The organism is Paraburkholderia sp. (assembly GCF_028283785.1).
Classification (GTDB): domain Bacteria; phylum Pseudomonadota; class Gammaproteobacteria; order Burkholderiales; family Burkholderiaceae; genus Paraburkholderia.
Map to the genome: position 1 here is coordinate 217,506 of NZ_JAPWKB010000008.1, position 22,621 is coordinate 240,126.

Sequence of the window (22,621 nt, forward strand, 5' to 3'; positions counted from 1 at the left end):
ACATCCGCATGACGATGATTGGCATTCTCGGTGGGATGGGTCCGCTTGCGACGGTCGATTTCTTCGAACGCGTCATCCAGTTGACGAGTCACGCCGGCGCGTCGCGCGATCAGGATCATCTGCCGATGCTGGTCGCGAACCTGCCGCATATTCCTGACCGCTCGAAAGCGATGCTGATGGCGGGCGAAGACCCGTTGCCCGCGCTGCTCGACGGAATCGACATCCTCAATCGCAACCGGGTCGGGCTGATCGCGATTCCGTGCAATTCGGCGCACTACTGGTACGACGCGTTGCGCGAGCGCAGCGAGGCGCCGATCCTGCACATCGCCGAGGCATGCGTCGCGGCCATTCCGCAAGGCGTGCAGCGCGTCGCCGTGCTGGCGACGGGCGGCACGCTGCGTTCCGGCCTGTATCAACGGATTTTGCGCCGTAGCGAGATCGAACCGGTCGTCCCGGACGACGACGCGCAGGCGCAGATCGACGCCTGCATTCACGCGGTGAAAGCGGGCGATCTCGACGCATCGGCGCGAGCGCTGGAGACCGCGTTACGCTATTTCGCGGAGCACGGCGCGGGCGCGGCGGTGATGGGTTGCACCGAGATTCCGCTCGCCGCGCGACGCATCGCGTCGCCGCCGATGCAACTCATCGACAGCACGCTCGAACTCGCGCGCGCGACCGTCTCGTACGGTCTGGCGCGGGGCTGGAATACGCGCCAATGATCGCTCTGAAGCGCTTCTCGAACAGCACGCTGGGGTTGCTGCTGTGCTTTGCGCTCGGCGCGCTGGCGGGTGCGTTCGCGCCGCCGGTGGGCGGTTTCGGTTTTTTTGTCGGTCAGTTGTATCTGTCGCTGGTCAATATGGCGGCTGTGCCGCTGCTGGTGGTCGCGATGTTTTTCGGGCTGCGCCAGTTGTTGCTGCTGTCGCATCCGGGTTTGCGGATCGGCACGATGGTGATGCTGGCGGCGGCCGTGGTGGTGGTGTGCGCGGCGGGCGGCACGGTGATTGGCGCGCTGGTTGCGCCTGGCCAGCATCTGTCCGATGCGGCGCACCGGCAACTCGGGCGGCTCGTGCTGCAAAGCGCGAGCGACGCCGAAGAATTGCGCGTCACGCTGTTCGGCGTTAACCACACGGCGGCATCGGCGACCGGACTGACGCTGCGCGATGTCGTGCCCGACAACTTTTATCAGGTGCTGGCGAGCGGCAATGTGCTCGGCATCCTGATCGGCACGATCCTGTTCGGGATGGCGTTCGCCACGCTGTCCGGCGAGCGCACGCGCGTGCTGCACAGCGTCTTCGAAAGCATTTATCGCAGTCTCGAAGCGCTGATCGAATACGCGAATCTGCTGCTGCCGGTGCTGGCCTTCGGCACCGCCGCGCATATCGCGGCGCAGACCGAACCGGCGACCCTCGCGGCGATGAGCGATTTTCTCGTCACCTTTCTGGGCGGCGCGGCGCTGCTGTGCGCGGTCACGTTCGCGGTGATCGGCGCGCGCGCGCGCGTGTCGCCGGGCCGTCTGATCGCGGCGATGAAGCCGCCGCTGCTGGTCGCGTTGACCTCGGGCAGCGCGACCGCGCCGATCCCGCACACGATCGAAGCGATGAGCACGCGGCTGGGCTTCAGCCGCGGCATCGCGGAACTGATGGTGCCGTTCGGCAGCGTCTTCGTGCGCGCGGGATCGGCGTTGTATTTCTCGCTGGCCACGGCCTTTATCGCGAACCTGTATGACCGGCCGCTGAGCGTCGGCGAGCTGCTGATGACGGTCGTGCTGGCGTCGGTGGCCGCGTTGGTGTCGGCGGGACGCAGCGGCGTCGCGGGCATTGCGTGCGTCGGCATCGTGATGTCGGCGCTGCAACTGCCGGTCGAAGCCGCGGGCGTGCTGCTGCTCGCCATCGATCCGATCTGCGAAGGTCCGCGCAACGTGGTGAGCGTGCTGTCGGTGTGCGCGGTGGTGGCGCTGGTGTCGGCCGGCCTGCCGGCCGAGCGCGCGCCGCTGGTGGATGCGGGTGCGCGCGGCGATGCGGCCGCGGTGTTGCGCTTTGCGTTCACGCGCGCGCAACTGGCTGTCGCGAGCGGCTGCGTGATGCTCGCGGCGGCGCTGATTGTCTTGATGGGTGTAGGGGTAGGGGCGAAATGACGAAGCGGCAAGCGTTTCTGAAGAACACACAGGCGCACGGAGCCCGCGCGGCGGCGGTCGCATATGTACGAACGGCGCTGCTGGTGGGCTGCATGGCCGGCGTCGCGATGCTGTCGAGCGGCTGTGCGTCGATCGGCTTCAAGGGCGACAAGGTGGCGTGGGATCACATCACGCTGGTGGCCTCCGACGACGTGAACAACAACAGCCCGGTCGCTATCGACGTGGTGTTTATCACCGACGAAACAATGGTCGCGCGGATCGCGGAATTGCCCGCGTCGAAGTGGTTCGCGGCGCGCGACGATCTGGTGAGCACGTTCCCGAAGTCGTTGCAGGTCAAAAGCTGGGAACTGGTGCCTGGACAACGCGTCGAGCTGACCGGCAAGAGCTTCGACCGGCCGCGTGTGTCGGCCGCGTTCCTGTTTGCGAATTATGCGGATTCGGGCGCGCATCGCGTGCGTATCCAACAGTTCAACGGCGATATCGCCGTGACGCTGAATACCAATACGTTCGCCGTTTCGGCGGTGAAATGACAGTGGCGGGACATCCCATGAATATGAACAGCACGGCGCCGGATGGCGCGGCATTTTTGCGGAGCGGCGTCGATGTCTGAGCGGATGACGCCGGTGGTGGACCGGATCGAATGGCATGAAGGGCTGCTGCTTTCGCCCCAGCATTTTCAGCTGATGAGCGGACGCATGGATTCGCTCGTCGCATGGCAGACGCTGGCCGCCGCGCCGTTCAGTTGGGGCGTGCAGCGCCTCGTGCTGGACAGCGGCCTGTTGCCTGCGGGGATGATCCGCGTGCTCGCGCTCGACGCGATCATGCCCGACGGCACGGCCGTGTCGTACGCCGCCGAAGCGGGTTCGCACGGCCGTCTGGAACTCGCGCTCGAGCCTTACGCCGACGCGCTCGCAAAAGGCCCGGTGGATTTTTACGTGACCTTGCCGGTTGCGTCGGCGATGCGTCGCGACGGCGAACTGCGCCGTTTCCGTTCGACCCAGGGCGCGCCGGTGGACGACGAAGTGTCGGACGCGCCGCCCGCCGATATCCCGCGTCTGCTGCCGAATCTCGCGCTCGCCGCGGGCGATCTGCCGCCCGCGATGTTCGTGACGCTGCGCCTCGGTACCGTGTATCGGGACAACGAAGTGGTGCGTCTCGCGGACCGTCTGCCGCCGATGCTCGAAGTGTCGCGCGACACGCCGCTGTGGGCGAACGTGGCGACGCTGCTTGGCCAGTTGCGCGGCAAGGCGGCCTTCGTCGCGCGTCAGACGGCGAATCCGTCGTCGAAAGTCGACGACCGGCTGACCCAGCTCGAACTGAAGGACCGTTTGCGCAGCCTGCTCGCCGCGCTGCCGTTCGCGGAAGCCGTGCTGCGCACGCCGCATCTGCATCCGCTCGCGCTGTATCACGCGCTCGCGGCGTTGAGCGGCTCGCTGGCGATGCTGGTGCCGGGCGGTCTGCCGCCCGTGCCGCCCGATTACGACCATGCCGATCCACTTGCGGTGTTCACGCCGTTGCTGCGCACCTTGCGCGAGGCGGTGTCGGAAGTCGGCGAGGGCTATCGCGAGCATAAATTCGAGTTCCGTCACGGTGCGTTCGAAATGCCGTTGCTGCCGGAATGGCTCGGCGAACGCGTCGTGGTGGGTCTGCGCGGGCAATCCGACCGCGATCTGCTGGCGTGGATGGACGGCGCCGTGATCGGCTCGCAATCGGTGTATGCATCGTTGCGCAGCCGTCGTGTGCCGGGCGCGATGCGCCGCGCGGTGGATTACGCCGAAGAACTGGGCATCCGTTCCGGTTCCGGCTATCTGCTGTTCGAGATTCAGGTGGACCCGTCATTGATCGTCGCCAGCGAGGCGCTCGTGATCAGCAATCCGAATGAGGGCGCGAGTGCGCAACGGCCGCAGGAAATGCTGCTGTTCGTCAAGGGCTAACGCCAGAAAAAGGTAGCCGGTATGGCACGCAATCGAATCGAATCCGAAGAAAACGACCTGGTGATGACGCAGTTTCGCGCGTTCCTGGACGAACTGGTCCGGGCGCAAAAGCGCTTCTCCGAAGCCCCCGAAGCCGACGCCGATCTCGCCGCGCAAGGCTTGAGCCGTCATCTGCTGAATCTGCTCGAAGTGCAGACCTTGCAGTCGCATCGCGACAGCACGCGCTTCGATATGGAAAACCTTGCCGACGCGCGCTATCTGAAAGCGGTGCTGGCCGATGAAATCCTGCTGAATACCGCGTGGACCGGCCGTGAACGCTGGACCGCGTATCTGCTCGAATCGACGCTGTTTCGGACCAATATTGCCGGCGATCTGGTGTTTCGCAAGATCGAACAGCTGCTGTCCGATCGCGAGCCGTCGCGCCGCGATATTGCACGGCTGTGCCTGTTCACGCTCGCGATGGGCTTTCAGGGCCGCTATCGCGGTGCCGACAATGTGGACCGGTTGCGCAGCTATCGCGAGGAACTGTACGAGTTCGTCTATCAGCGCCGCGCGTATCTCGGTGGGCGCGACCGCGTGATCGCGGAAGAAGCGTACGGCAACACCATTTCGCATATCGCGCCGCGCAAGCTGCCGACCGTCAGCCGCTGGACCGTCATCGGTCTGCTCGCGCTCGCCGGTCTGCTGGCGGTTTCGGAGATGCTGTGGTTGTGGCAGTCGTGGCCGGTGCGCGCCGCGCTGCATGGCGACCCGGTGGTGGGAGTCGGCTCATGAGCGGCGCCTTGCAAATTAACGGCACGCGCAGCGTGCGGTGCCGGATGGTCGAAGCAGCGAACGGGCTGAATACGCCGTGTCACGGAGTGTGCCCATGCTGACCAGTAGTCTGTTCCTGTTGTCGCTCGCGCTGCTGATCATCGTCGTGTGCGCGGTGCTCGGCGTGGTCTTCTATTTCGCGCTGCACGGTGCGCAAGCGAAGCCGAATGCGGAGCGCAAGATCGTGCGTCTGCGTACCGATTCGTTGCGCAGCGCGTTTCGCCAGGCGGTCGAACTCATCGAAGGCAATATCGCGTCGCGCGCGGAGCGTTACAACGTGCCGTGGGTGCTGGTGCTGAACGAAGGCGGCCAGGGCGACGATGCCCGCGCGTTGCCGATCGCGCAGTCCGGCGTGGCCAGTGTGCTGAGCGCCGAAGCCGCCAGCCCGGCTGCAACCCAGGGCATTTCGTGGCAGTTCTTCGATCGCGGCATCGTCGTCGATATTCAGGCGGCGTATCTCGGTTCGCCGGAAGAAGATGGCGACGAGAAGCCGTGGGACGAATTCCTGAGCCTGTGCCGCAATTACCGCCCGCAACGTCCGTTCGATTCCGTGGTGATCACGGTCCCGGCGTCGATGTTGCTGGCCGATCACACCGACTCGCGCCTCGAACTCGTGCGTCATGCGAAGCTTGCGCATCGTCGCCTGTGGCTGGCGCAAAACCGCTTTGCGATGCGCTTCGCGGTCTATGTCGTGATTACCGGTTGCGAGGCTTTGCCGGGCTTTGCCGCGTTCGCGCGCGCGCTGCCCGAGCCGCTGCGCGCGAGCATGCTGGGCTGGTCGTCGCCGTTCGATCTGTCGGTCACGTATCAGTCCGAATGGGTCGCGACCGCGATGAGCAGCATCGAGCGTGCGGTGTCGGATGCGGGTGCCGAACTCTTCACCGTGGATACCGGCGATCTCGACGCGCGCGAATGCCTGTTGCTGCCGACCCGCATCGCCGCGATGCGCGCGCAACTGCAACTGTATGTGGACGAACTGCTGCGTCCGAGCGCCTATCACGAGCCGTTCTTTTTCCGCGGCATCTATCTGACCGGCGATAGCAGCGAACTCGCGCAACGCAGCGTCGCGTCGGCGGCGATTGCGGATCGTGCCGCCGCACGCGCGTTCGCCGAACCGGCGTTCGACGGCTATGACGGTCACGATCCGTACGAACCCGGCGCCGAACCCACGTTCGACGCGCAGGCCGGCACTGCGCTGGTCGTCGCGGACGAGCGCGGCGGCGAGATGGTCGAGGCCGGCCAGCGCGGCGCGGGCGCAGCGCGCGGTCTGCACGATGGCGGATTCGATACCGTCGCCGGTAGCGCCGTCAGCGATCTGATGCTGAAGCCCGCGTTTCTGCGCGATCTGTTCGACCGCAAGATTTTCCTCGAATACGGTCTGACCCGGCCGTCGCGTTCGCAGCATCTGACGCGTCCGGCGTTGCATCGCGCGCTGCGCTGGGGCGGCATTGCGGTGATCGGCGTGTGGGGCCTCGGGCTGGTGGTCGCGACCGTGCAACTGAATCACCGTAACGCGGCGCTGGTCGGCGCGCTCGACGAACTGCGCGGTGACGGCCAGGAACGCGCAGCCGCCGAACAGGGTGGCGTGCCGCTTCCGGCCGACTGGTATCGGCGCAAGGCGCTTGCGATGATCGGTCTGAACGACCGCTTGCAGACGCGCAGCGCATGGACCGTGTTTATGCCCGGCTCGTGGGGCGTGGTCGACGATCTGAACGAGCGCGTGCGCGATCGTTTCGAACAGGAGTTCGGCGCGATTGCGGTCACCGCGCTCGAACGCGAAATGCTGGCGCACGTCGGCCAGCTGACGGGCGTGGCGCGCGATCCGGGCACCGGCCAGCTGATCGTCGGCGAAGACTGTACCGCGCCGGCTACGACCGGCGCCGACCTGCCTGCGACGCCCGGCCTCGGGCCGGAAGACCAGCCCGCGATGCGCGCGCTGCAACGCTATGTCGGCTCGGTCGATCAGCTCGACGCCGCGTTGCAGGCGATGCAACGGCTGCAACAGCCGTCGCAAGGCAACGCCGACGCGCTGCGGCTCGCGGTGCGCTATGCGTTCGGCGTCGAACTGCAGGGCAATGTTGCCGCGAGCCTGCCGTATTTCTATCGCAATGCGCGGCATGGCGGCGCGTATGCAGCCGACGGCACCGGCGGCATCAATTTGCAGACCGTGCAGCAGGCGCTGCGCTGTTCGTTCGACAAGGGCGCGCAGCAGGTTGACGACGCGCTGTTCAACGCGAATCCGTTGCTTGCCGCCGAGCATTCGGTGACCTCGCATCTGAATGCGCTGTCGGTGGCCGACGCGGGGTCGATGGACTTCGCGACGGTCAGCGGCAACCTGCGCGGGATCGTCGCCGCGATCGGCACCCAACAGGATCTGCTGGCGTCGGGCAAGGGCGGCTGGATGCGTCAGTCGCAGTTCGTGCCGGGCCCGTTCTACGACCGCGCATTCGCGCATGCCGCGCAGAGCCGTCTGCTTGGACCGGATGCGGCCGGGCACGCTCGCGAGCGTGCCAACAGCGGCTTCCAGGCGTTGCGCAGCCAGCTTGCGATGAGCTTTGGCGGCGCGGGCAGCGGCATCGTCTGGAACGACAAGGGCGCGCGCTACGACGTTGCGCCGGAACGGGTCGCATTGCGCGACGGCCTGACGAAGCTGCTGAACCAGCCGTTCATGGTCGCGCCGCGCGGTCTTAGTCTGCCGGCCTTGCCCGACGGCTCGATCGTCGTGTGGGACCGTGCGCAGCTGGATCAGGCGCTCGCGCTCGGCGACGTGCGCAAGCGCTTTATGACCGACGGTCTCGTGAGCTTGCCGGAGGCGATCCAGCCGTCGGTCGAGCAAGCCGTGGACGTGCAGTTCGCACGCCTCGTCACGGATCTGGTCGCGTCGGCGGCGACAGTCGCGCCTGCGCAGGGCAATCTCGACAACGCGGCGTTCGACGCAGCACGGATGCGTCTCGTGAAGGTGCGCGCTGCGCTCACCGACATGGGCGCAGGCACGCAGATCGACGATCTCGATACGCTGGTGTCGCGCGATGCGCTCGCGCACCTGGCGCTGGTCGATGACGCGTTGTCGCGCTCGGAACTGTATTCGGTGCGTCAGGCGCCGCTCTCGCCGAATGGCGCGCGCGGCTCGATGCTGGCCGCGTTCGGTATCGCCGATGCCGGTTCGCTCGGCGCCTATCTCGACCAGCAGGCCACGCGCGCGACGGCGCTGGGCCGCCAGGCATCCACCTATCTGGCCGCGCTCGATGCAACCGATGCGAGTTCGCCGCTGGCGATGCGCTGGCAGTCGATCGTGCGCGACCTGGATCGCTATCAGTTGAAGAATCCGAACAGCAGTCTGTTCGCGCTCGAGCAGTTCGTGCAGACGGTCGCGACCGATCCCGGCACGAACGGGTGTCTGGGCCGGTTCCCGCCGCGTCCGAACGGCCTCGCGTCGGGCGACTACTTCAGCGCGTTGCAAGCGCGTGTCTACGACGCGTTGCTGGCGCGATGCAGCCAGACCTACGTCGATGATCTGCGCGTGCAATGGAACGGCTTCTCGTCCGCGTTCAATCAGGGCGTGGCCGGTCATCTGCCGTTCGCGCCGGCGACCCGCACCACATGTCGTCGATGCGAATACGGTGGACTTCACCGAACTCGGCCAGGCGCTGCGCCATTACGAGCAGGTGTCGCGCGTGTATCAGCAGGCGCGTAACGGCGCGGGCGAGCGGGTCATGGGCAATAGCGGCGCGGTGCGCCAGTTCGTCGACAACTTCGATCAGGTCGATGCGCTGCTGGGGCCGCTCTATCCGGCCGCCGACGGCGCGCCGACCGGCCTCGACATCAACGTGGATTTCCGCGCGAACCGTACCGGCGAGATCGCGGCGAACCAGGTGATCGACTGGACCTTGCGGGTCGGCGACCAGAACATGTCGCTGCGCGATCCGCAGCACGCGCTGCACTGGGAGTACGGCATGCCGGTGTCGCTGACGCTGCGCTTCGCGAAGGATTCGCCGCTCGACGCCAGCGCCGATCCGCAGCAGCGCGCGTATTCGACCGACGGCCGCACGCTGACATGGCAGTTCAGCGATCCGTGGGCACTGATTTCGTTCGTGTCGCGTCAGCGTGTCGCCGATGCGGGCGCGCGGCCGGGCGGCACGTCGCAATTGCTGAAGTTCGATTTTCCGCTGGGCGTCGTGAACGTGGCCGACGAAGCGCTGCTGCCCAGGCAGTCGCGCGGCCAGGTGTTCCTGCGCCTCGTGCTGAGCCCCGCGGGCAAGAAGACCGCACTGGCGTGGCCGGGCAGTTTCCCGAGCCGCGCCCCTGACTGGACTGCGCTATGAACATGTCATATCTGGCCGAAACCGTCGCTGACGATGAAGCCGCCGAGGCCACCGGCGCGAACGCGAACTACGCGGCGCTCGGCGAGCCGTTCGACGCGCTGCTCGCGCCGCTCGCGGATCACGACGGTTCGGGCCGCGACACCGGCATCTCGTTACGCGACGACCCGGTGTTTCACAAGATCCGCGAAGCGCGCCGGCAGGACGATCCAAGCCTGCCGATGCGCGAATGGGAGCGGCCGCTCGTCAAGGCCGACTGGAAAGGCGTCGCGGCGCTCTCCGCCGACGCGATCCGCACGCGCAGCAAAGACCTGCAACTCGCGGCATGGTTATGCGAGGCGTGGACGCATGAGCGCGGGATGCCGGGCTATGTCGATGGAATCCGGTTGCTGCATGCGCTGGTCGAACGTTTCTGGGAACACGCGTGGCCCCAACTCGAAGCCGACGACAGCGACGCGCGCGCCGCGCCGTTCGTGTGGATCAACCACACCGTATCGCTGGTGCTGAAGCTGCATATTCCGCTGCTGTCGCTGAGCGTCGAGCCGGGGTCGATCAATCTCGACGGCTGGTCGCGCATTGCAGGACGTTCGCCTGAACGTAGCGGCGACGACGTCGTGACCCGCGAGTTTCTCGATATGGAAGTCGGCAAGGGCACGAATCTCGCCGAACTCGTCAGCCTCGAGCGGGCGCTTGGTGAAGCGCTCGATATGACCGCTGCGCTCGAGCACAGCCTCAACATGAGATTGGGACGCGACGCGCCGGGATTCTCGCGCGTGATGGAGGTATTGATGGATTTGCAGCGTGCAGCACGGTCACTGCGTGGTGACCGTCCGTTCGACGTGCCGCGCGCCGAAAGCGCGGCCGCGCAGAGCGCAATCGCCGATGAAACACGCGACGCCGCTCATTTCGACGCTGCCGGCACGACGCCCGGCAACGGTTCGCCCGCGTACGAGATTGCCGCGGAAGTGGTGGGCGCAGGTCACGCTCCGGGGCCCGGCGCACATCCGCTGATCCGCGATCGCGACCACGCGTACCGGATGCTTCAGGACATCGCGCAGTACCTGTCGGTTCAGGAGCCGCATAGTCCCACGCCGTATCTGCTGCGTCGCGCGGTGACATGGGGCGAACTGCCGTTGCCCGAACTGATGCGCGAAATCATGATCCAGGAAGGCGACCTCGGACGCTACCTGGCCATGCTCGGCGTGACGTGATGCTGGTCAGGTGACGCCCACGAATTGCAGCAGCGTTTTTTAAACAAGCCTATCCCACAGATTGACCCGTTGACGGAAAAAGAGACATGAGCAATGTTTTCAGCGCGATGAAGAAGGGCGAAGTGGGACACGCACGCCGCGTGTTCCATTCGGCCACGAACTATGTACGCAGCATCGACCGGTCGAGCTTCTCGTTCGGCAATGCAAGCTCCCAGATCGGCAATGCCGCCGGCACGTTCGCAGGGACGGCCGGCGGGGTCGCCGGCGTCATCTCGATGACGGTGACGGGCGCCGTCGTCGGCGCGGGATTCCTTGCCGCGGTATCCGGACCGCAGGTGGCGATCACGGGCGCGGTCCTCGGCCTGGCGTTGCTGGCCAAGGGCGCGTATTCGAACCGCGATTCGGCGCACACGGCGCTGGCGCAGTACGTGTGGAACATGGTCGATAGCGATGCGCCGGAAAAGCGTGGCCCCTACACCAAAGCCGACCTCGAAGACGCCGCCGACGCCGCGATGACGCTGATGGAAGACGGCAAAAGCCAGGTCAAGCTGATGGGCACGAAGATGGCCGCCGCGCAAACCAAGTTCGAGAAGGTGAACCGCGACGTGAAGGATCTGCACGATACCTTCATGCGCCTGAAGGCGGTGCCACCGATGCAGCGCAATGCGCAGCAGGAAAATGCGAACAATCAGGAGATCAAGCGCACTCAGGAGAAGTTGCAGGCATTGTGGGAGAAGGAGTCGAAGTCGGGCGGCGCGATTTTCGAGTACGTGCGCCGCTGCATGCACACTGGAAACTACATCCAGGCACCTTACGTGATCGCGATGGCCATGTCGGCGAAGTTCCAGAGTCCGTCTGCGGATAGCGCCGCCAAGATCATGGAGAGCTCGACGGATTATTTCGCGGGGATGGAGCGCGTCGAAGCGTTGCGCAGGACGTTTTCGCAACTGAGCGACTTCTATCGCGCGGTAATGCCGGCGCAACCCTGATTGCGGCATTCCTCATAAGTAAACGACCGGTCGCGTCGGAAATTAAATCGGGCATCCCCTTGCCAGCCGATAACGGGTTTGTTATCGGTAGAGTGGCTTCGCGCTATTCGCAGGCTGTTTAGCGCGAAAGTCGCCAGTGGCGCCACTCACGCACGCGAAGAGGCAAGCATGCGAATGGTTTGGGGATTTGCAGTTTGCGCGTTCGTCGCGACGAGCGTTGCCAGCATGCCGGTCGTGCAGGCGCAGACCGTGTTGCCGCCCGCTGCGCAGCCGTTCAAAGGCAAGATCGAACTGCGCGCGCAGGATTCGAAGGTGGATTTTCCACATCAACCGCAAGCGCCCGACGGCGCGCCCAACGTGCTGCTGGTGCTGCTCGACGATGTCGGGTTCGGTGCGGCCAGCACGTTCGGCGGTCCCGTGGATACACCCACGCTGGAGCGGCTCGCGCAGCACGGGCTGCGCTACAACGAATTCCACACCACGGCGATGTGCTCGCCGACGCGCGCCGCGCTGCTGTCCGGGCGTAATCACCATTCGGTGCATACCGGCCAGATCATGGAAATGGCCACCGGTTATCCCGGCTACGATTCGCTGGTCGGCAAGGACACGGCGGGTATCGGTGAACTCTTGCGGCAGAACGGCTGGAACACGGCCTGGTTCGGCAAGGATCACAACGTGCCGGACTGGGAAACGAGCCAGGCCGGACCGTTCGACCGCTGGCCGACCGGGCTCGGCTTCGAGAAGTTCTACGGCTTCGTCGGCGGCGACATGAACCAGTGGCGGGCGCTGCTGTTCGACAACACCACGCCGATCGAACCGTACGTCGGCAAGCCCGACTACAACCTCGATTACGACCTTGCCGATCAGGCGATCCAGTACATCCAGACCCAGCACTCGATGGCGCCGGACAAGCCGTTCTTCGTCTACTACGCGCCGGGCGCGACGCACGCGCCGCATCATCCGCGCAAGGAATGGGTCGATAAATACTGGGGCAAATTCGATCAGGGTTGGGACGTGCTGCGCGAGCAGACGCTGGCGCGGCAAAAGCAGCTCGGCATCGTGCCGGCCGACACCGACCTCACCGCGCGCTCGCCCGGCATTCCCGCGTGGAGCAGTCTCAACGACGACCAGCGCAGGCTCTACGCGCGGATGATGGAGATCTACGCGGGCTATCTGGAGCAGACCGACTACAACGTCGGCCGGGTGTTGAAGACGCTCGACACCCTGGGCATCGCCGATAACACGCTCGTGATCTATATCGTCGGCGACAACGGTGCGAGCGCCGAAGGCGGTCCCGGCGGTTCGACCAATCTTGAAGGCGCGATGAACGGCGCGGTCCCGAGCACCGCGCAAATGCTGCCGATGATGGACGATCTCGGCACGTGGAAAACCTATAACCATTTCCCGGTCGGCTGGGCGCATGCGCTCGATACGCCGTTCCAGTGGACCAAGCAGATTGCCAGCCACTTCGGCGGCACGCGCAACGGCATGGTAATTTCGTGGCCCGCGCATATTCACGACGAAGGCCAGATCCGCTCGCAGTGGCATCACGTGATCGACATTCTGCCGACGGTGCTCGATGTCGCGCACGTGCCGCAACCGGCCGAGGTGAACGGCGTCAAACAGCGGCCCATCGAAGGCGTCAGCATGGCGTACACGTTCGATCAACCCGATGCGCCGTCGCGCCGACGCACGCAATATTTCGAGCTGTTCGGCAACCGCGCGATCTACCACGACGGCTGGATCGCCGCGACCACGCCGATTGCGCCGCCGTGGGCTACCGAAGTGCCGAAAGTGGACGTGATCGACGGCTACAAGTGGGAGCTGTACGACGTCGCGAAAGACTTCAGCGAAGCGCACGACCTCGCCGCGAGCGACCCGGCAAAGCTCGCGCAGATGCAGAAGCTGTTCTATAGCCAAGCGCGTCGTTACAACGTCCTGCCGCTCGACAACGACCGCGTGATGCGGCTCGATCCGTCGAACCGGCCGAGCCTGAGCGCCGGGCGCACGTCGTACACGTATTACGCGGGCACGAAGCGCATTCCGGAAGGCGTCGCGCCGGACATCAAGAACAAGTCGTGGCGCATCACCGCTCAGGTGGACATTCCGAAGGAAGGCGCGGAAGGGATGATCGTGACGCTAGGCGGCCTGTTCGACGGCTGGGCGCTGTATCTCGACCACGGACGGCCCGACTTCCACTACAACTTCGCGAATGCCGCGCACTACAACATCGAGGGCAACGACGCGCTGACGCCGGGGCCGCATACGATCGTTTTCGACTTCCAGTACGACGGCGGCGGAATCGGCCGGGGCGGCACAGGCACGTTGCAGGTGGACGGCCAGCAGGTCGCGCAGGGCCGCATCGAACATACGGTTGCCGTGCGCTTCACGATGAGCGTGGAGACGCTCGATATCGGCGAGGATACGGGCACGCCGGTCAACCTGTCGTACGACGTGCCGTTCCGGTTTACCGGCAGCATCGGTAGCGTGACGATCGATCTGAAGCCGCAGGATGCCGCCACCGCATCGATGCAAAAAGAGGTGGAACGCAAAGCCGCCGAAGCGGCGCTGTCGCGTGAGTGAAGTCGGTATGAACGACACCGTTGCCGGTTGCGCGAACAGCGTGGACAGTGCGGCGTCGTCCGCGCACGCGGGTGCGGCCCGGCAAGGTTTTCACGCGATGGCGAAGCCGGGCGGTGCCGACTGCAACCTCGATTGCGAATACTGTTTCTATCTCGAGAAGGACGCGCTCTATCCGGCGACGCCTGCGGAACATGGCGCGCGCAAGCACCGGATGAGCGATGCGGAATGCCACCTTGCTGCTTGTGCGCGATCCTGCTGTGAAGGCGCGCGTCTTTCTCCTCGCCTCTCATACCCAGGTATTAAACCGTCATCCGATTCGTTGAATTGACGAACCCGATAGATAGCTATTCCTGTCCAGACCCTCCGCTTATCCTGCTTGTCAGCGTTCGTCCACCCGTCGGGAAAGACACCGCATGACGCCGGATAGCGGATGGGCGATCGCATTCCCAGTGAGTGCTTCTCAGGAGAGTAGTCGATCATGACGACCCCGCAATCTCAACCCGAATCACCGTTGCTTTCTGTCGGTCAGGTGGCGCCGGAATTCACCTTGCCGGCGACGCCGGACCAGAAAATGTCGCTGTCGGAATTGCGCGGCGCGCCGGTTGTCGTGGCGTTTTATCCGGCCGATTGGAGTCCGGTTTGTGGCGACGAACTCGGGTTGTTCAATGCCGCACTGCCGGCGTTTCGCCGCTACAAAGCGCAGTTGATCGCCATTTCGGTGGACAGTGTCTGGTCTCATGCGGCCTATGCGGGTCAGCGGCAATTTCACTTTCCCTTACTCGCCGATTTCGAACCGAAAGGCGAGGTCGCGAAACGCTATGGCGCGTACCGGACGGCCGAAGGCGTGTGCGAGCGCGCGTTGTTCGTGCTCGACGAAAACGCGATCGTGCGTTGGGCCTATGTGTCTCCGATCACGGTGAACCCCGGCGTCGACGGCATTCTGGACGCACTCGAAACCATCACTCCCTCGACGACGCAGGAAACCCGATGAGCCATCTCACGCCCCCAGTTGGAAGTCACGATCACATCCAGGGCGCTGCCGACGCGCCCGTCACCCTCGTCGAATACGGCGATTTCGAGTGCCCGTATTGCGGCGCGATGTACGGCGTGATCAAGGCGGTGCAGACAATGATGGGCGACGAACTGCGTTTCGTGTTCCGGCAATTTCCGCTGTCGGACATGCATCCGCATGCGCTGCGCGCTGCGGAATTTTCGGAAGCGGCGGCGACGGTTGGGACGTTCTGGCAGGCGCACGACAGTTTGTATGAGAACCAGGCCGCTTTGACCGATCGGGATCTCGTAGCGTATGGAACGCAGCTTGGTTTGCACTCGCGCGATCTGGATGCCGCTTTCGCCGGGACTTACGACGAGACGATTCAGCGAGACTTCGACAGCGGTCTGCGAAGCGGGGTGAACGGCACGCCGACACTGTTTATCAACGGCCACCGGTACGAAGGCGACAGGGACGTGCAGACGCTGGTGGCGGCTTTGCGCGCTGCGGCTGGGAGTTGACTGAATGCTGGCTGGCGACGGTAACCGTAGAGCAGTCGCTTACTGGTGCGGTACTTCCTGACTGGTGCAATCGATTTGTTCTATTGCTATGCTTGGCAACCTGCGCTAGCGCGCTCCGAGCGGGCTAGCGACCCAACATAACGTTCAGCCGCATGGGAGGGGTCTAAACTGGACGAGAAATCAAAGATGGGCACGGCATTGAACAACGACCCACTAGACCAGGCTGTGCCGCTGAGCCAATTGTTATTGCCGCCGGCGCCGCCGACGCTCGCGCCCGGCATCGTGTCGAGATACAGGATATTGCGTCGGGGCTGGGCTTTAATGGTGCGTCGAGTTTTACGCGCGCATTCCGTCGCGCCTTCGACATCTCGCCTCGAGAGTTGCATGAATATGCACCGTTGCTCCAGCGCGGAAATTCGACGCGCGAACGCTTCGCATAGGCGGCAGCAACAGAAGCCCGTACCGCTGTCACTCCTTCTCTGGCATGGCCGACGAGTGATGACTGGTAATCAGCCATTGCGCGCCATCCCACCGATAGGTGTAGGTATAACGGGCTTTAACAACCTCGCCAGTTCTTGCGAAGGTGAACGTGTAAAGCCCAGCGTCCACGGCGGAATTGCATCCCAGTTCGATGTAGCTGAAATCAATCTTGCCGGAAGGCCGATCCGCCAGAAAATGACGGAAATAGTCTTCCTTGTCAGCGACCGTCAAGCGCGGCTTGTTAGATACCGTCGGAAGAAGAATTGATCTCTCGGCATAGTTGGCGGCGACCTTGTGCGGGTCTCCCGTTTGCAGCGACTGATTCCATCGGTCAAACAACGCCGCAATCTCAGCATTCGACGTGACTTTACAGCTTCCCGTGCCGGGCGACGCTGCGTTGTTCGACATGCTTTGCTCTGCTGCGCATCCCGCGAGCGCCAGCATCAGGACAGCAGCGGTGAATGACTTCATGGGGCGCCTCTCCATTCAGGGGGGAAGAAATGCATAGTTGTTTGGTATTCTTAAGAAGTCTGTTAGCGAGACGGAACGCGCATTGGCTGTCGATAGATCAATCGCGCACGCGAATTAAACATGTCCGTCGAAGAGTCAGGCAGGCCGTATCGGATGAACCGATGCTGCGCAAATATCGCTATGGTCGTCTGTTCGCTGGCGAACGTTTCGAGGTCAGTGCGCCAGCGGTTTTGGAGTGGCGGGTTTGAGGCCGTGCGGGCGTGATGGCGATGACAGTCACGTTGAAACGCGGTGGCAGTGACCGCTATCTGGCAATGCGCATCCGGCAGGTTTCGAAATTGACCAATCGCTTGGATGGCTGCTCTACGCAAAAGAGAACGGGAAGAATTGGCCAAGCTTGGGTCGTTGGGCTCACGTAACTGCGTCTCCGGGTTCGCGAGGTACGTCCGACCTGTCCAGCGCAGAACACGGGAGTGCCAACCTTGACAGCCGGCGCATAACCGGCGCGTTCGACCATACGCTGCATCGTCGGCGGCACGATCAATTCCCGGTCTGCCATGTGTTTGTCCGTTAGAGGCATCCGGTTGCGCTATGGTGCGTTAAGAGGACGAACATCGTCGCGTCATCGCTCTAACGTTTGAGTCCGGGCTTAGCCCGGACCACCGTTCAGACGGTCAAGCTGGCAGCAGTGTTTGCCGCCGACATATCGGCAACTGTGGCGAACGCTTGCCTCCGGTTCAGGCTGCCAAGTCCAATGAAAATATCCTGCATGTAGCCAATGTCACCCGCTGTGAGAGACAAGTCTCGGGAATAGGGTCGCTGCGTCTGATTGAAATCCCGAACTGCCTGAGCGGATCCCATGTCGAATGTTTTCTGGGCGCGCTTGCGTGCTTCGAAGAATGCGTCATGCGATGCGGGCGACATCAGGTAGTCGTAGAGCGCGCCGTATGAGGCCATCACGGCGATCATCGCCGCATGTTTTTCCTTGATCGCGGAGTCGGACGCATAGGCCGTCTGGAAGATGCATCGTGGCATCGCTTGCCACATGTCAGCCTCGTCGATCACGACCAGACCGTCCTTGTCGTTCAGGTGCGAGATGCTCGAGCAGGACGCATCCGCCTCGCCATTTACGACCGCCGCGTGGCATTCATCGTTGCTTCCCTTGTTGATGAAATTCACATGTGAAGCGTCGATGCCCTTTGCTTTCAGCAGTTGCCGCATCAGTGTATGGAGCAAACCCTGCTTCGGGCCGACCGCCACCGTCTTGTCTTTCAGATCCGCGAGCGTGCTGATTTCATCGGGCCTTGCAAACACCGTCAGTGCGCACTTCTTCATCCCTGCTCCGACGATCTTGACGTTGGCGCCGTCGGCAATCCGCGATAACACCATGTTGTAGCCCGAGACCATGCAGACATCCGCCGCGCCTGTCGAGATTGCGTCGAATGGACCTGTGGTTAGTGTAATGACGGCCGTTTTCGCGGTTTAGACAGTCGCACTCGGATGTCGTTAACGTTGGTAAAAATTGAAGAGAGGATAAGTGATTACCCTATAGAAAATAACCCTTATACTGGCTTTATTGGCGGAGCGGACGAACGTCTCTTACGCAAAACCTTTCGGAGCCAGGCATGAAATCGCTGATCAAAGCTGCTGTCGTCGCCACCATTGCAATTCCCGTGTTTTCATACGCTCAGTCGTCACAGACTCTGACGCGTGCACAGGTTCGCAGTGAACTCGTGCAACTCGAAAAAGCTGGCTACAACCCCAATGTCGACGAAGATTATCCGGGGGACTTGCAGCACGCCGAGCTCACGGTTGCTAACCAGAAAAGCGATGTCAGTGGATACGGTCCGGGAACAGCGGGCGCTGCGCAGTCGGGACAGTAAGCCGATAGCTTCGCTGCGCTAACCTGATTCTGGAAGCGATGAGCAACGTGAGTTTCGGCCAACGCAGCGGCGTTATTAAGAAACGTCGAATAGCCGGCGGCCAACATACCGCAACCCAACCACCGCGCCATGTTGCCGTCAGCGCGTCGTCACCGGTGTGTGATCCCACGCCTGCTCGATAGCCTGTAACGCGCTGAGCACGATAGACCGGTTCAGCGCCGCGGCGAGTACACCGTCGCGTTCCGCGTAGGCTTCACACAATCGCTGATGATCGGCGCACGAGCGCTGCAAACGACCTGGCAGCGACGTACTCAGACGACGCAAGCGGTTCGTTCGCATCCGCATCGAATCCAGTACTTCCTTGAAAATGCCATTGCCGCACACGCGCAACTCCTCGTCGCGAAAGGCAACGTTCGCCCAGAAGTAACCGTCGACGTCGCCTTGCGCAGCCACCTTCGCGAGACGACGATGGGCATCCCATAGCGCGTCGAGATCGGCATCGCTGGCGCGCTCGACAATCGCCGTGGACACCTCGGCGTAAAGAATCGCGCGCAACTGGTAAATCTCGCGCACGTCCTGCAATTTCACTGCCGACACGCGCGGACGCCTGCGCGGCGACCAGTCGACCAAACCTTCACGACTCAACACGAACAATGCCTCACGCACGGGCGTACGGCTGACATTAAAGCGTTTGGCGAGGTCGACAGAATTCAGGTCGTCGCCCGGCAACAGACGTCCCTCGATGATGCCGCGTGCCACCCAGTCGACGATGTCGTCGACTGCCGACGATTCGCCGTCTCCGTCACCTTCCACCGTGCTTCTGTCGACACTCCCGCTCATCGCAATTCCTTTTTACTGCGCGCTCCATCAGGCCGACGCGGGCCCGTTTCGCGCGTACGGCACGGCGTTTGCGGGTAAGGGCGGAGCGCTGCCTTCAGCCGCATTTTCCAGAAAGTGTGTACATTTACCGTCAAGACTTTCGTATTTTCGCAGTTTACCTGGTTAAACTACGATAACTGTCGACACTCTGGCGAGTTCGACACTATCTCATAACAAGTCAGGGACATGCCATGGAGAAAGTTGGAGACATCGAGCGGGAAGATCGCCGGGTCGCGCGCCGACGGTTGCTGAAATCGGCCGGCGCGCTTGCCGCGCTGTCGATCAGCCCATTGCGCTTTGCCGTTGCGGAAGACGCCAGCTCAAGCGCAGGCGCAAGCGCGAGTTCGACCGGCACCGCGAACGGCGCGGACATCACCGGACATCTGGCGCGCTACATGGTCTCGGCCCGCAGCGCGCCCTTGCCCGACGCCGTGATGCTTGCCTGCAAGCACCGCATACTCGACACGTTCGGTGCGATGGTATCGGGCTCGCGGATGCGGCCAGGCATGATGGCGACCCGCTATGTACGCGGACTCGGCGGTACACCGCAGGCGTCCGTGATCGGCTCGAACGTCCGCACCACCACGATCAACGCCGCACTGGCCAATGCAATGTGCGCGCACTCGGACGAAACCGACGATTTCGAGCCGGTCACGAAGGCTCATCCGGGCAGTTCCGTCGTGCCGTCCGCACTGGCAGTCGGCGAACATGAAGGACAAAGCGGCGAATCGATGCTGCGCGCGGTCGCACTTGGGTACGACCTTGGCTGTCGTCTGCTGATGGCGCTGGGCCCCGACCTCGTGCGCGGTTCGAGTCGCAGCGCCGAAGGCACCGCATCGACGTTCGGCTCACTCGGCGCGGCGGCGTCGCTTGCGCGACTCAACGAGTTGCAGATGCGTTATGCGATCTCCTATTCCGCGCAACAGGTGTCGGGTTTATGGAGTTGGGTCAAGGACAAGGATCACATCGAAAAGGCCTTCGACTTCGCCGGCATGGGCGCGCGCAACGGCGTCGAAGCGGTCGGCATGGTGCAATCGGGCATGACCGGCGTGTTCGATGTACTCGACGGCACGCACAACCTGTTTATCGCGCTATCGACGAAGCCGAATCCGCAAGCGATGCTCGACGGCCTGGGCAGCCATTTCTATGTGACCGAGACGGCGATCAAGACTTACTCGGTGGGCTATCCGATCCAGTCGCCGCTCGACGCGTTGCTGACCCTGCGCAAACAATACGGGCTGACGCCGGACAACGTGCGAAGCATCGTCGTCAGGATTCCGCCCGATGCGGAAGGCATTGTCGGCGATAGCGCGATGCCCGACGTCAACTGTCAGCATCTGGTCGCGCTGGCGCTGGTCAAGGGTGCCGTCTCGTTCCGCGACAGTCACGACGTTGCGCTGATGCACGATCCCGCCATCCTGGCGCAGCGCGCCAAAGTCACCGTGCAACCGGATCAGTCCTTGCTGGATCCGAACGCGCCGCGCGGCGCGAAAGTCCAGGTGACGATGACGGATGGCCGTACGGTCGAGCACTACACCCGTTTCGCACCCGGCACGAAAGAAAATCCGCTCTCGACGGACGGCGTCAACGCGAAAGCCCACGATCTGATGGCGCCGGTTCTCGGCACCGCGAAAACGGCACGGTTGATCGAGACGATCAACCGGCTCGAAACACTGAAAGACATTCGCGAACTCAGACCGCTGATGACGACGTAATCGTCGCGCATGCAGCGTTAAACACATAACCGAAGGAGACAAGTCCATGCCCGCTATCGACCGGCGCCATTTTCTGAAGACCAGCGCAGTTGGCGCATTGGCGTCCGCCACCGTCAGCACCTCGGTGCTCGCCCAATCTGCGGACGCCGCCAAGAGTGCTTCCACGCCGGATTCCACGAACGGCACCAACGCGCGTCCGCCAAAAGTCACGCGAATCCTCGCCGAGTTCATCGTCAAGACCGGCTATCAGGACCTGCCCGCGCAAGCCCGCACGGAAGGCGTGCGGACCTTGATGAACTGGGTGGGCGTCGCCGTGGGCGGTTCGCACGACGAGACGGTGGATCGCGCTGTCGCGGCGCTGACGCCTTTTTCCGGCCCGCCTCAAGCGAATCTGCTGGGCCGCACCGAGCGTTTCGACATCATGAATGCAGCGTTCATCAATGGCGTCAGCAGTCATATCTTCGATTACGACGACACGCACCTGAAGACGATCATTCATCCGGCCGGACCGGTCGTGTCGGCGATTCTTGCGTACGCGCAATACCATCCGGTGTCAGGCAAGGACTTTCTGAATGCACTGGTGCTGGGTGTCGAGACGGAGTTACGGATCGGCAATGCGGTGTATCCGAATCACTATGACGTGGGCTGGCACATCACCGGTACATGCGGCGTATTCGGTTCGGCGGCGGCCACAGGCAAGCTGATGGGGCTGAGCGTTCAGCAGATGGTCTGGGCGCTTGGACTGGCCGCGTCGCAACCGGTCGGCTTGCGTGAATCGTTCGGTTCGATGAACAAGAGTTTCAACCCGGGCCGCGCAGCGGCGAACGGCATATTCGCGGCGCTGCTGGCCGCGAAGGACTACACCAGTTCCGATGGCATGATCGAAGCGAAACGCGGCTGGGCGAACACGATCAGCACCAAGCAGGATTATCGCGAGATCACGGAAGGGCTCGGCACGCATTACGAATCGACGCTGAACACCTATAAGCCGTTTGCATGCGGGATCGTGATTCATCCGGCCATCGATGCGGCAATCCAGCTACGCAATCAATATCACCTGAAGCCCGATCAGATCGAACGTATCGACCTGCGCGTGCATCCGCTCGTCATTGAGTTGACAGGTAAAAAGACGCCGCAAATTGGTCTCGAAGGCAAGTTCAGCATCTATCACGCAGTCGCGATCGCGGTCATCGACGGCGCGGCGGGCGAGAAGCAGTTCAGCGACGCAAAAGTGCGCGACCCGGCAACGATCGCTTTGCGCGACAAGGTCAATACTGTCATCGATCCCGCGATCAAACCGGAACAGGTCGATATGACGATCACGCTAAAAGACGGCCGCAAGCTGCACAAATTCATCGCGCACGCGATCGGCAGCACTGAAGTGCCGATGACGAACCCGCAACTGGAAAAGAAGTTCTCGGATCTGGCAGATGGCATTCTGTCGCCTGCGCAAACGCGCAAGTTGATGGATACGTGCTGGCGTGTCGAACAGCTGGATAGTGCCGCCGATATCGCACTGGCCGCGTTACCCGGTTAGAGGTCAGATGGGACGATCGGCCACTGGCCGATCGAACGCCGTCCGGGTCGAATAAATCCCGACCGGAAAAACAAGGTCACACGCATCGAAACCCTTCTATACCGTGAAAGCATACTATCCAACGGGAACGGTATTGGACGCTGCGAAGTCGTCGCATGTAT

19 protein-coding genes are annotated in these 22,621 nt (G+C 63.2%); 16 read left to right on the forward strand and 3 right to left on the reverse strand.

What is annotated here, in order from left to right; translation table 11 throughout:
- Positions 1-8 precede the first annotated feature (8 nt).
- The 13 genes from PW947_RS10585 to PW947_RS10645 all read left to right on the forward strand — a co-directional run bounded on the left by PW947_RS10585 (position 9) and on the right by PW947_RS10645 (position 15,935).
- On the forward strand, positions 9-719 hold the full coding sequence (locus tag PW947_RS10585; protein ID WP_299631459.1) for an amino acid racemase: 711 nt from the start codon (positions 9-11) through the stop codon (positions 717-719).
- A complete protein-coding gene (locus PW947_RS10590) occupies positions 716-2,134 on the forward strand; it encodes a cation:dicarboxylase symporter family transporter (RefSeq protein ID WP_299631461.1) in 1,419 nt (472 codons plus the stop codon). The genes PW947_RS10585 and PW947_RS10590 overlap by 4 nt, the downstream gene beginning before the upstream one ends.
- Positions 2,131-2,664 carry a hypothetical protein gene (locus tag PW947_RS10595; protein WP_299631462.1) on the forward strand — a complete coding sequence of 178 codons (534 nt, stop codon included), beginning with the start codon at positions 2,131-2,133 and terminating at the stop codon, positions 2,662-2,664. Before PW947_RS10590 ends, PW947_RS10595 begins: the two co-directional genes overlap by 4 nt.
- A gap of 72 nt (positions 2,665-2,736) precedes the next feature.
- Entirely contained in the window at positions 2,737-4,068 is a 1,332-nt protein-coding gene (tssK, locus tag PW947_RS10600; RefSeq protein WP_299631463.1) for a type VI secretion system baseplate subunit TssK, read from the forward strand.
- A gap of 21 nt (positions 4,069-4,089) precedes the next feature.
- Positions 4,090-4,842, forward strand: coding sequence for a DotU family type IV/VI secretion system protein (locus tag PW947_RS10605; protein ID WP_299631464.1), 753 nt, complete (start codon positions 4,090-4,092; stop codon positions 4,840-4,842).
- Positions 4,843-4,936: 94 nt separating this feature from the next.
- Complete coding sequence (locus tag PW947_RS10610; protein WP_299631465.1) at positions 4,937-8,575, forward strand: type VI secretion system protein; 3,639 nt, start codon at positions 4,937-4,939, stop codon at positions 8,573-8,575.
- Positions 8,502-9,203 carry a hypothetical protein gene (locus PW947_RS10615; protein WP_299631467.1) on the forward strand — a complete coding sequence of 234 codons (702 nt, stop codon included), beginning with the start codon at positions 8,502-8,504 and terminating at the stop codon, positions 9,201-9,203. The genes PW947_RS10610 and PW947_RS10615 overlap by 74 nt, the downstream gene beginning before the upstream one ends.
- Positions 9,200-10,411 carry a type VI secretion system protein TssA gene (gene tssA, locus PW947_RS10620; RefSeq protein ID WP_299631468.1) on the forward strand — a complete coding sequence of 404 codons (1,212 nt, stop codon included), beginning with the start codon at positions 9,200-9,202 and terminating at the stop codon, positions 10,409-10,411. Before PW947_RS10615 ends, tssA begins: the two co-directional genes overlap by 4 nt.
- Before the next feature lie 86 nt (positions 10,412-10,497).
- The gene (locus PW947_RS10625) at positions 10,498-11,400 is read left to right on the forward strand and encodes a hypothetical protein (RefSeq protein WP_299631469.1); all 903 of its coding nucleotides are present in this window, start codon (positions 10,498-10,500) and stop codon (positions 11,398-11,400) included.
- 168 nt (positions 11,401-11,568) lie between these two features.
- Positions 11,569-13,983 (forward strand): arylsulfatase, encoded by a 2,415-nt coding sequence (locus PW947_RS10630; protein ID WP_299631470.1) that lies wholly within the window; start codon positions 11,569-11,571, stop codon positions 13,981-13,983.
- Between the two features lie 478 nt (positions 13,984-14,461).
- The gene (locus PW947_RS10635) at positions 14,462-14,974 is read left to right on the forward strand and encodes a redoxin domain-containing protein (RefSeq protein WP_299631471.1); all 513 of its coding nucleotides are present in this window, start codon (positions 14,462-14,464) and stop codon (positions 14,972-14,974) included.
- Positions 14,971-15,495 carry a thioredoxin domain-containing protein gene (locus tag PW947_RS10640; protein ID WP_299631472.1) on the forward strand — a complete coding sequence of 175 codons (525 nt, stop codon included), beginning with the start codon at positions 14,971-14,973 and terminating at the stop codon, positions 15,493-15,495. The genes PW947_RS10635 and PW947_RS10640 overlap by 4 nt, the downstream gene beginning before the upstream one ends.
- Positions 15,496-15,785: 290 nt before the next feature.
- Positions 15,786-15,935 carry a hypothetical protein gene (locus PW947_RS10645; RefSeq protein WP_366146111.1) on the forward strand — a complete coding sequence of 50 codons (150 nt, stop codon included), beginning with the start codon at positions 15,786-15,788 and terminating at the stop codon, positions 15,933-15,935.
- 28 nt (positions 15,936-15,963) lie between these two features.
- On the opposite strand, the gene PW947_RS10650 is transcribed toward PW947_RS10645, so the two are convergent.
- Positions 15,964-16,446, reverse strand: coding sequence for an SgcJ/EcaC family oxidoreductase (locus tag PW947_RS10650; protein WP_299631473.1), 483 nt, complete (start codon positions 16,444-16,446; stop codon positions 15,964-15,966).
- A 666-nt stretch (positions 16,447-17,112) separates the two neighbouring features.
- The gene (locus PW947_RS10655; protein ID WP_366146112.1) at positions 17,113-17,910 is read right to left on the reverse strand and encodes an ABC transporter substrate-binding protein; all 798 of its coding nucleotides are present in this window, start codon (positions 17,908-17,910) and stop codon (positions 17,113-17,115) included.
- Positions 17,911-18,071: 161 nt separating this feature from the next.
- On the opposite strand from PW947_RS10655, the gene PW947_RS10660 reads away from it, so the two are divergent.
- Positions 18,072-18,329 carry a DUF4148 domain-containing protein gene (locus PW947_RS10660; RefSeq protein ID WP_299631474.1) on the forward strand — a complete coding sequence of 86 codons (258 nt, stop codon included), beginning with the start codon at positions 18,072-18,074 and terminating at the stop codon, positions 18,327-18,329.
- Between the two features lie 138 nt (positions 18,330-18,467).
- Here the strand turns inward: PW947_RS10660 and PW947_RS10665 are convergent, their stop codons facing one another.
- Positions 18,468-19,169, reverse strand: coding sequence for a GntR family transcriptional regulator (locus tag PW947_RS10665; RefSeq protein ID WP_299631475.1), 702 nt, complete (start codon positions 19,167-19,169; stop codon positions 18,468-18,470).
- 230 nt (positions 19,170-19,399) lie between these two features.
- Between PW947_RS10665 and PW947_RS10670 the strand changes: the two genes are divergently transcribed.
- A complete protein-coding gene (locus PW947_RS10670) occupies positions 19,400-20,923 on the forward strand; it encodes an MmgE/PrpD family protein (protein ID WP_299631476.1) in 1,524 nt (507 codons plus the stop codon).
- 46 nt (positions 20,924-20,969) lie between these two features.
- On the forward strand, positions 20,970-22,460 hold the full coding sequence (locus tag PW947_RS10675; RefSeq protein WP_299631477.1) for an MmgE/PrpD family protein: 1,491 nt from the start codon (positions 20,970-20,972) through the stop codon (positions 22,458-22,460).
- Positions 22,461-22,621: the final 161 nt, after the last annotated feature.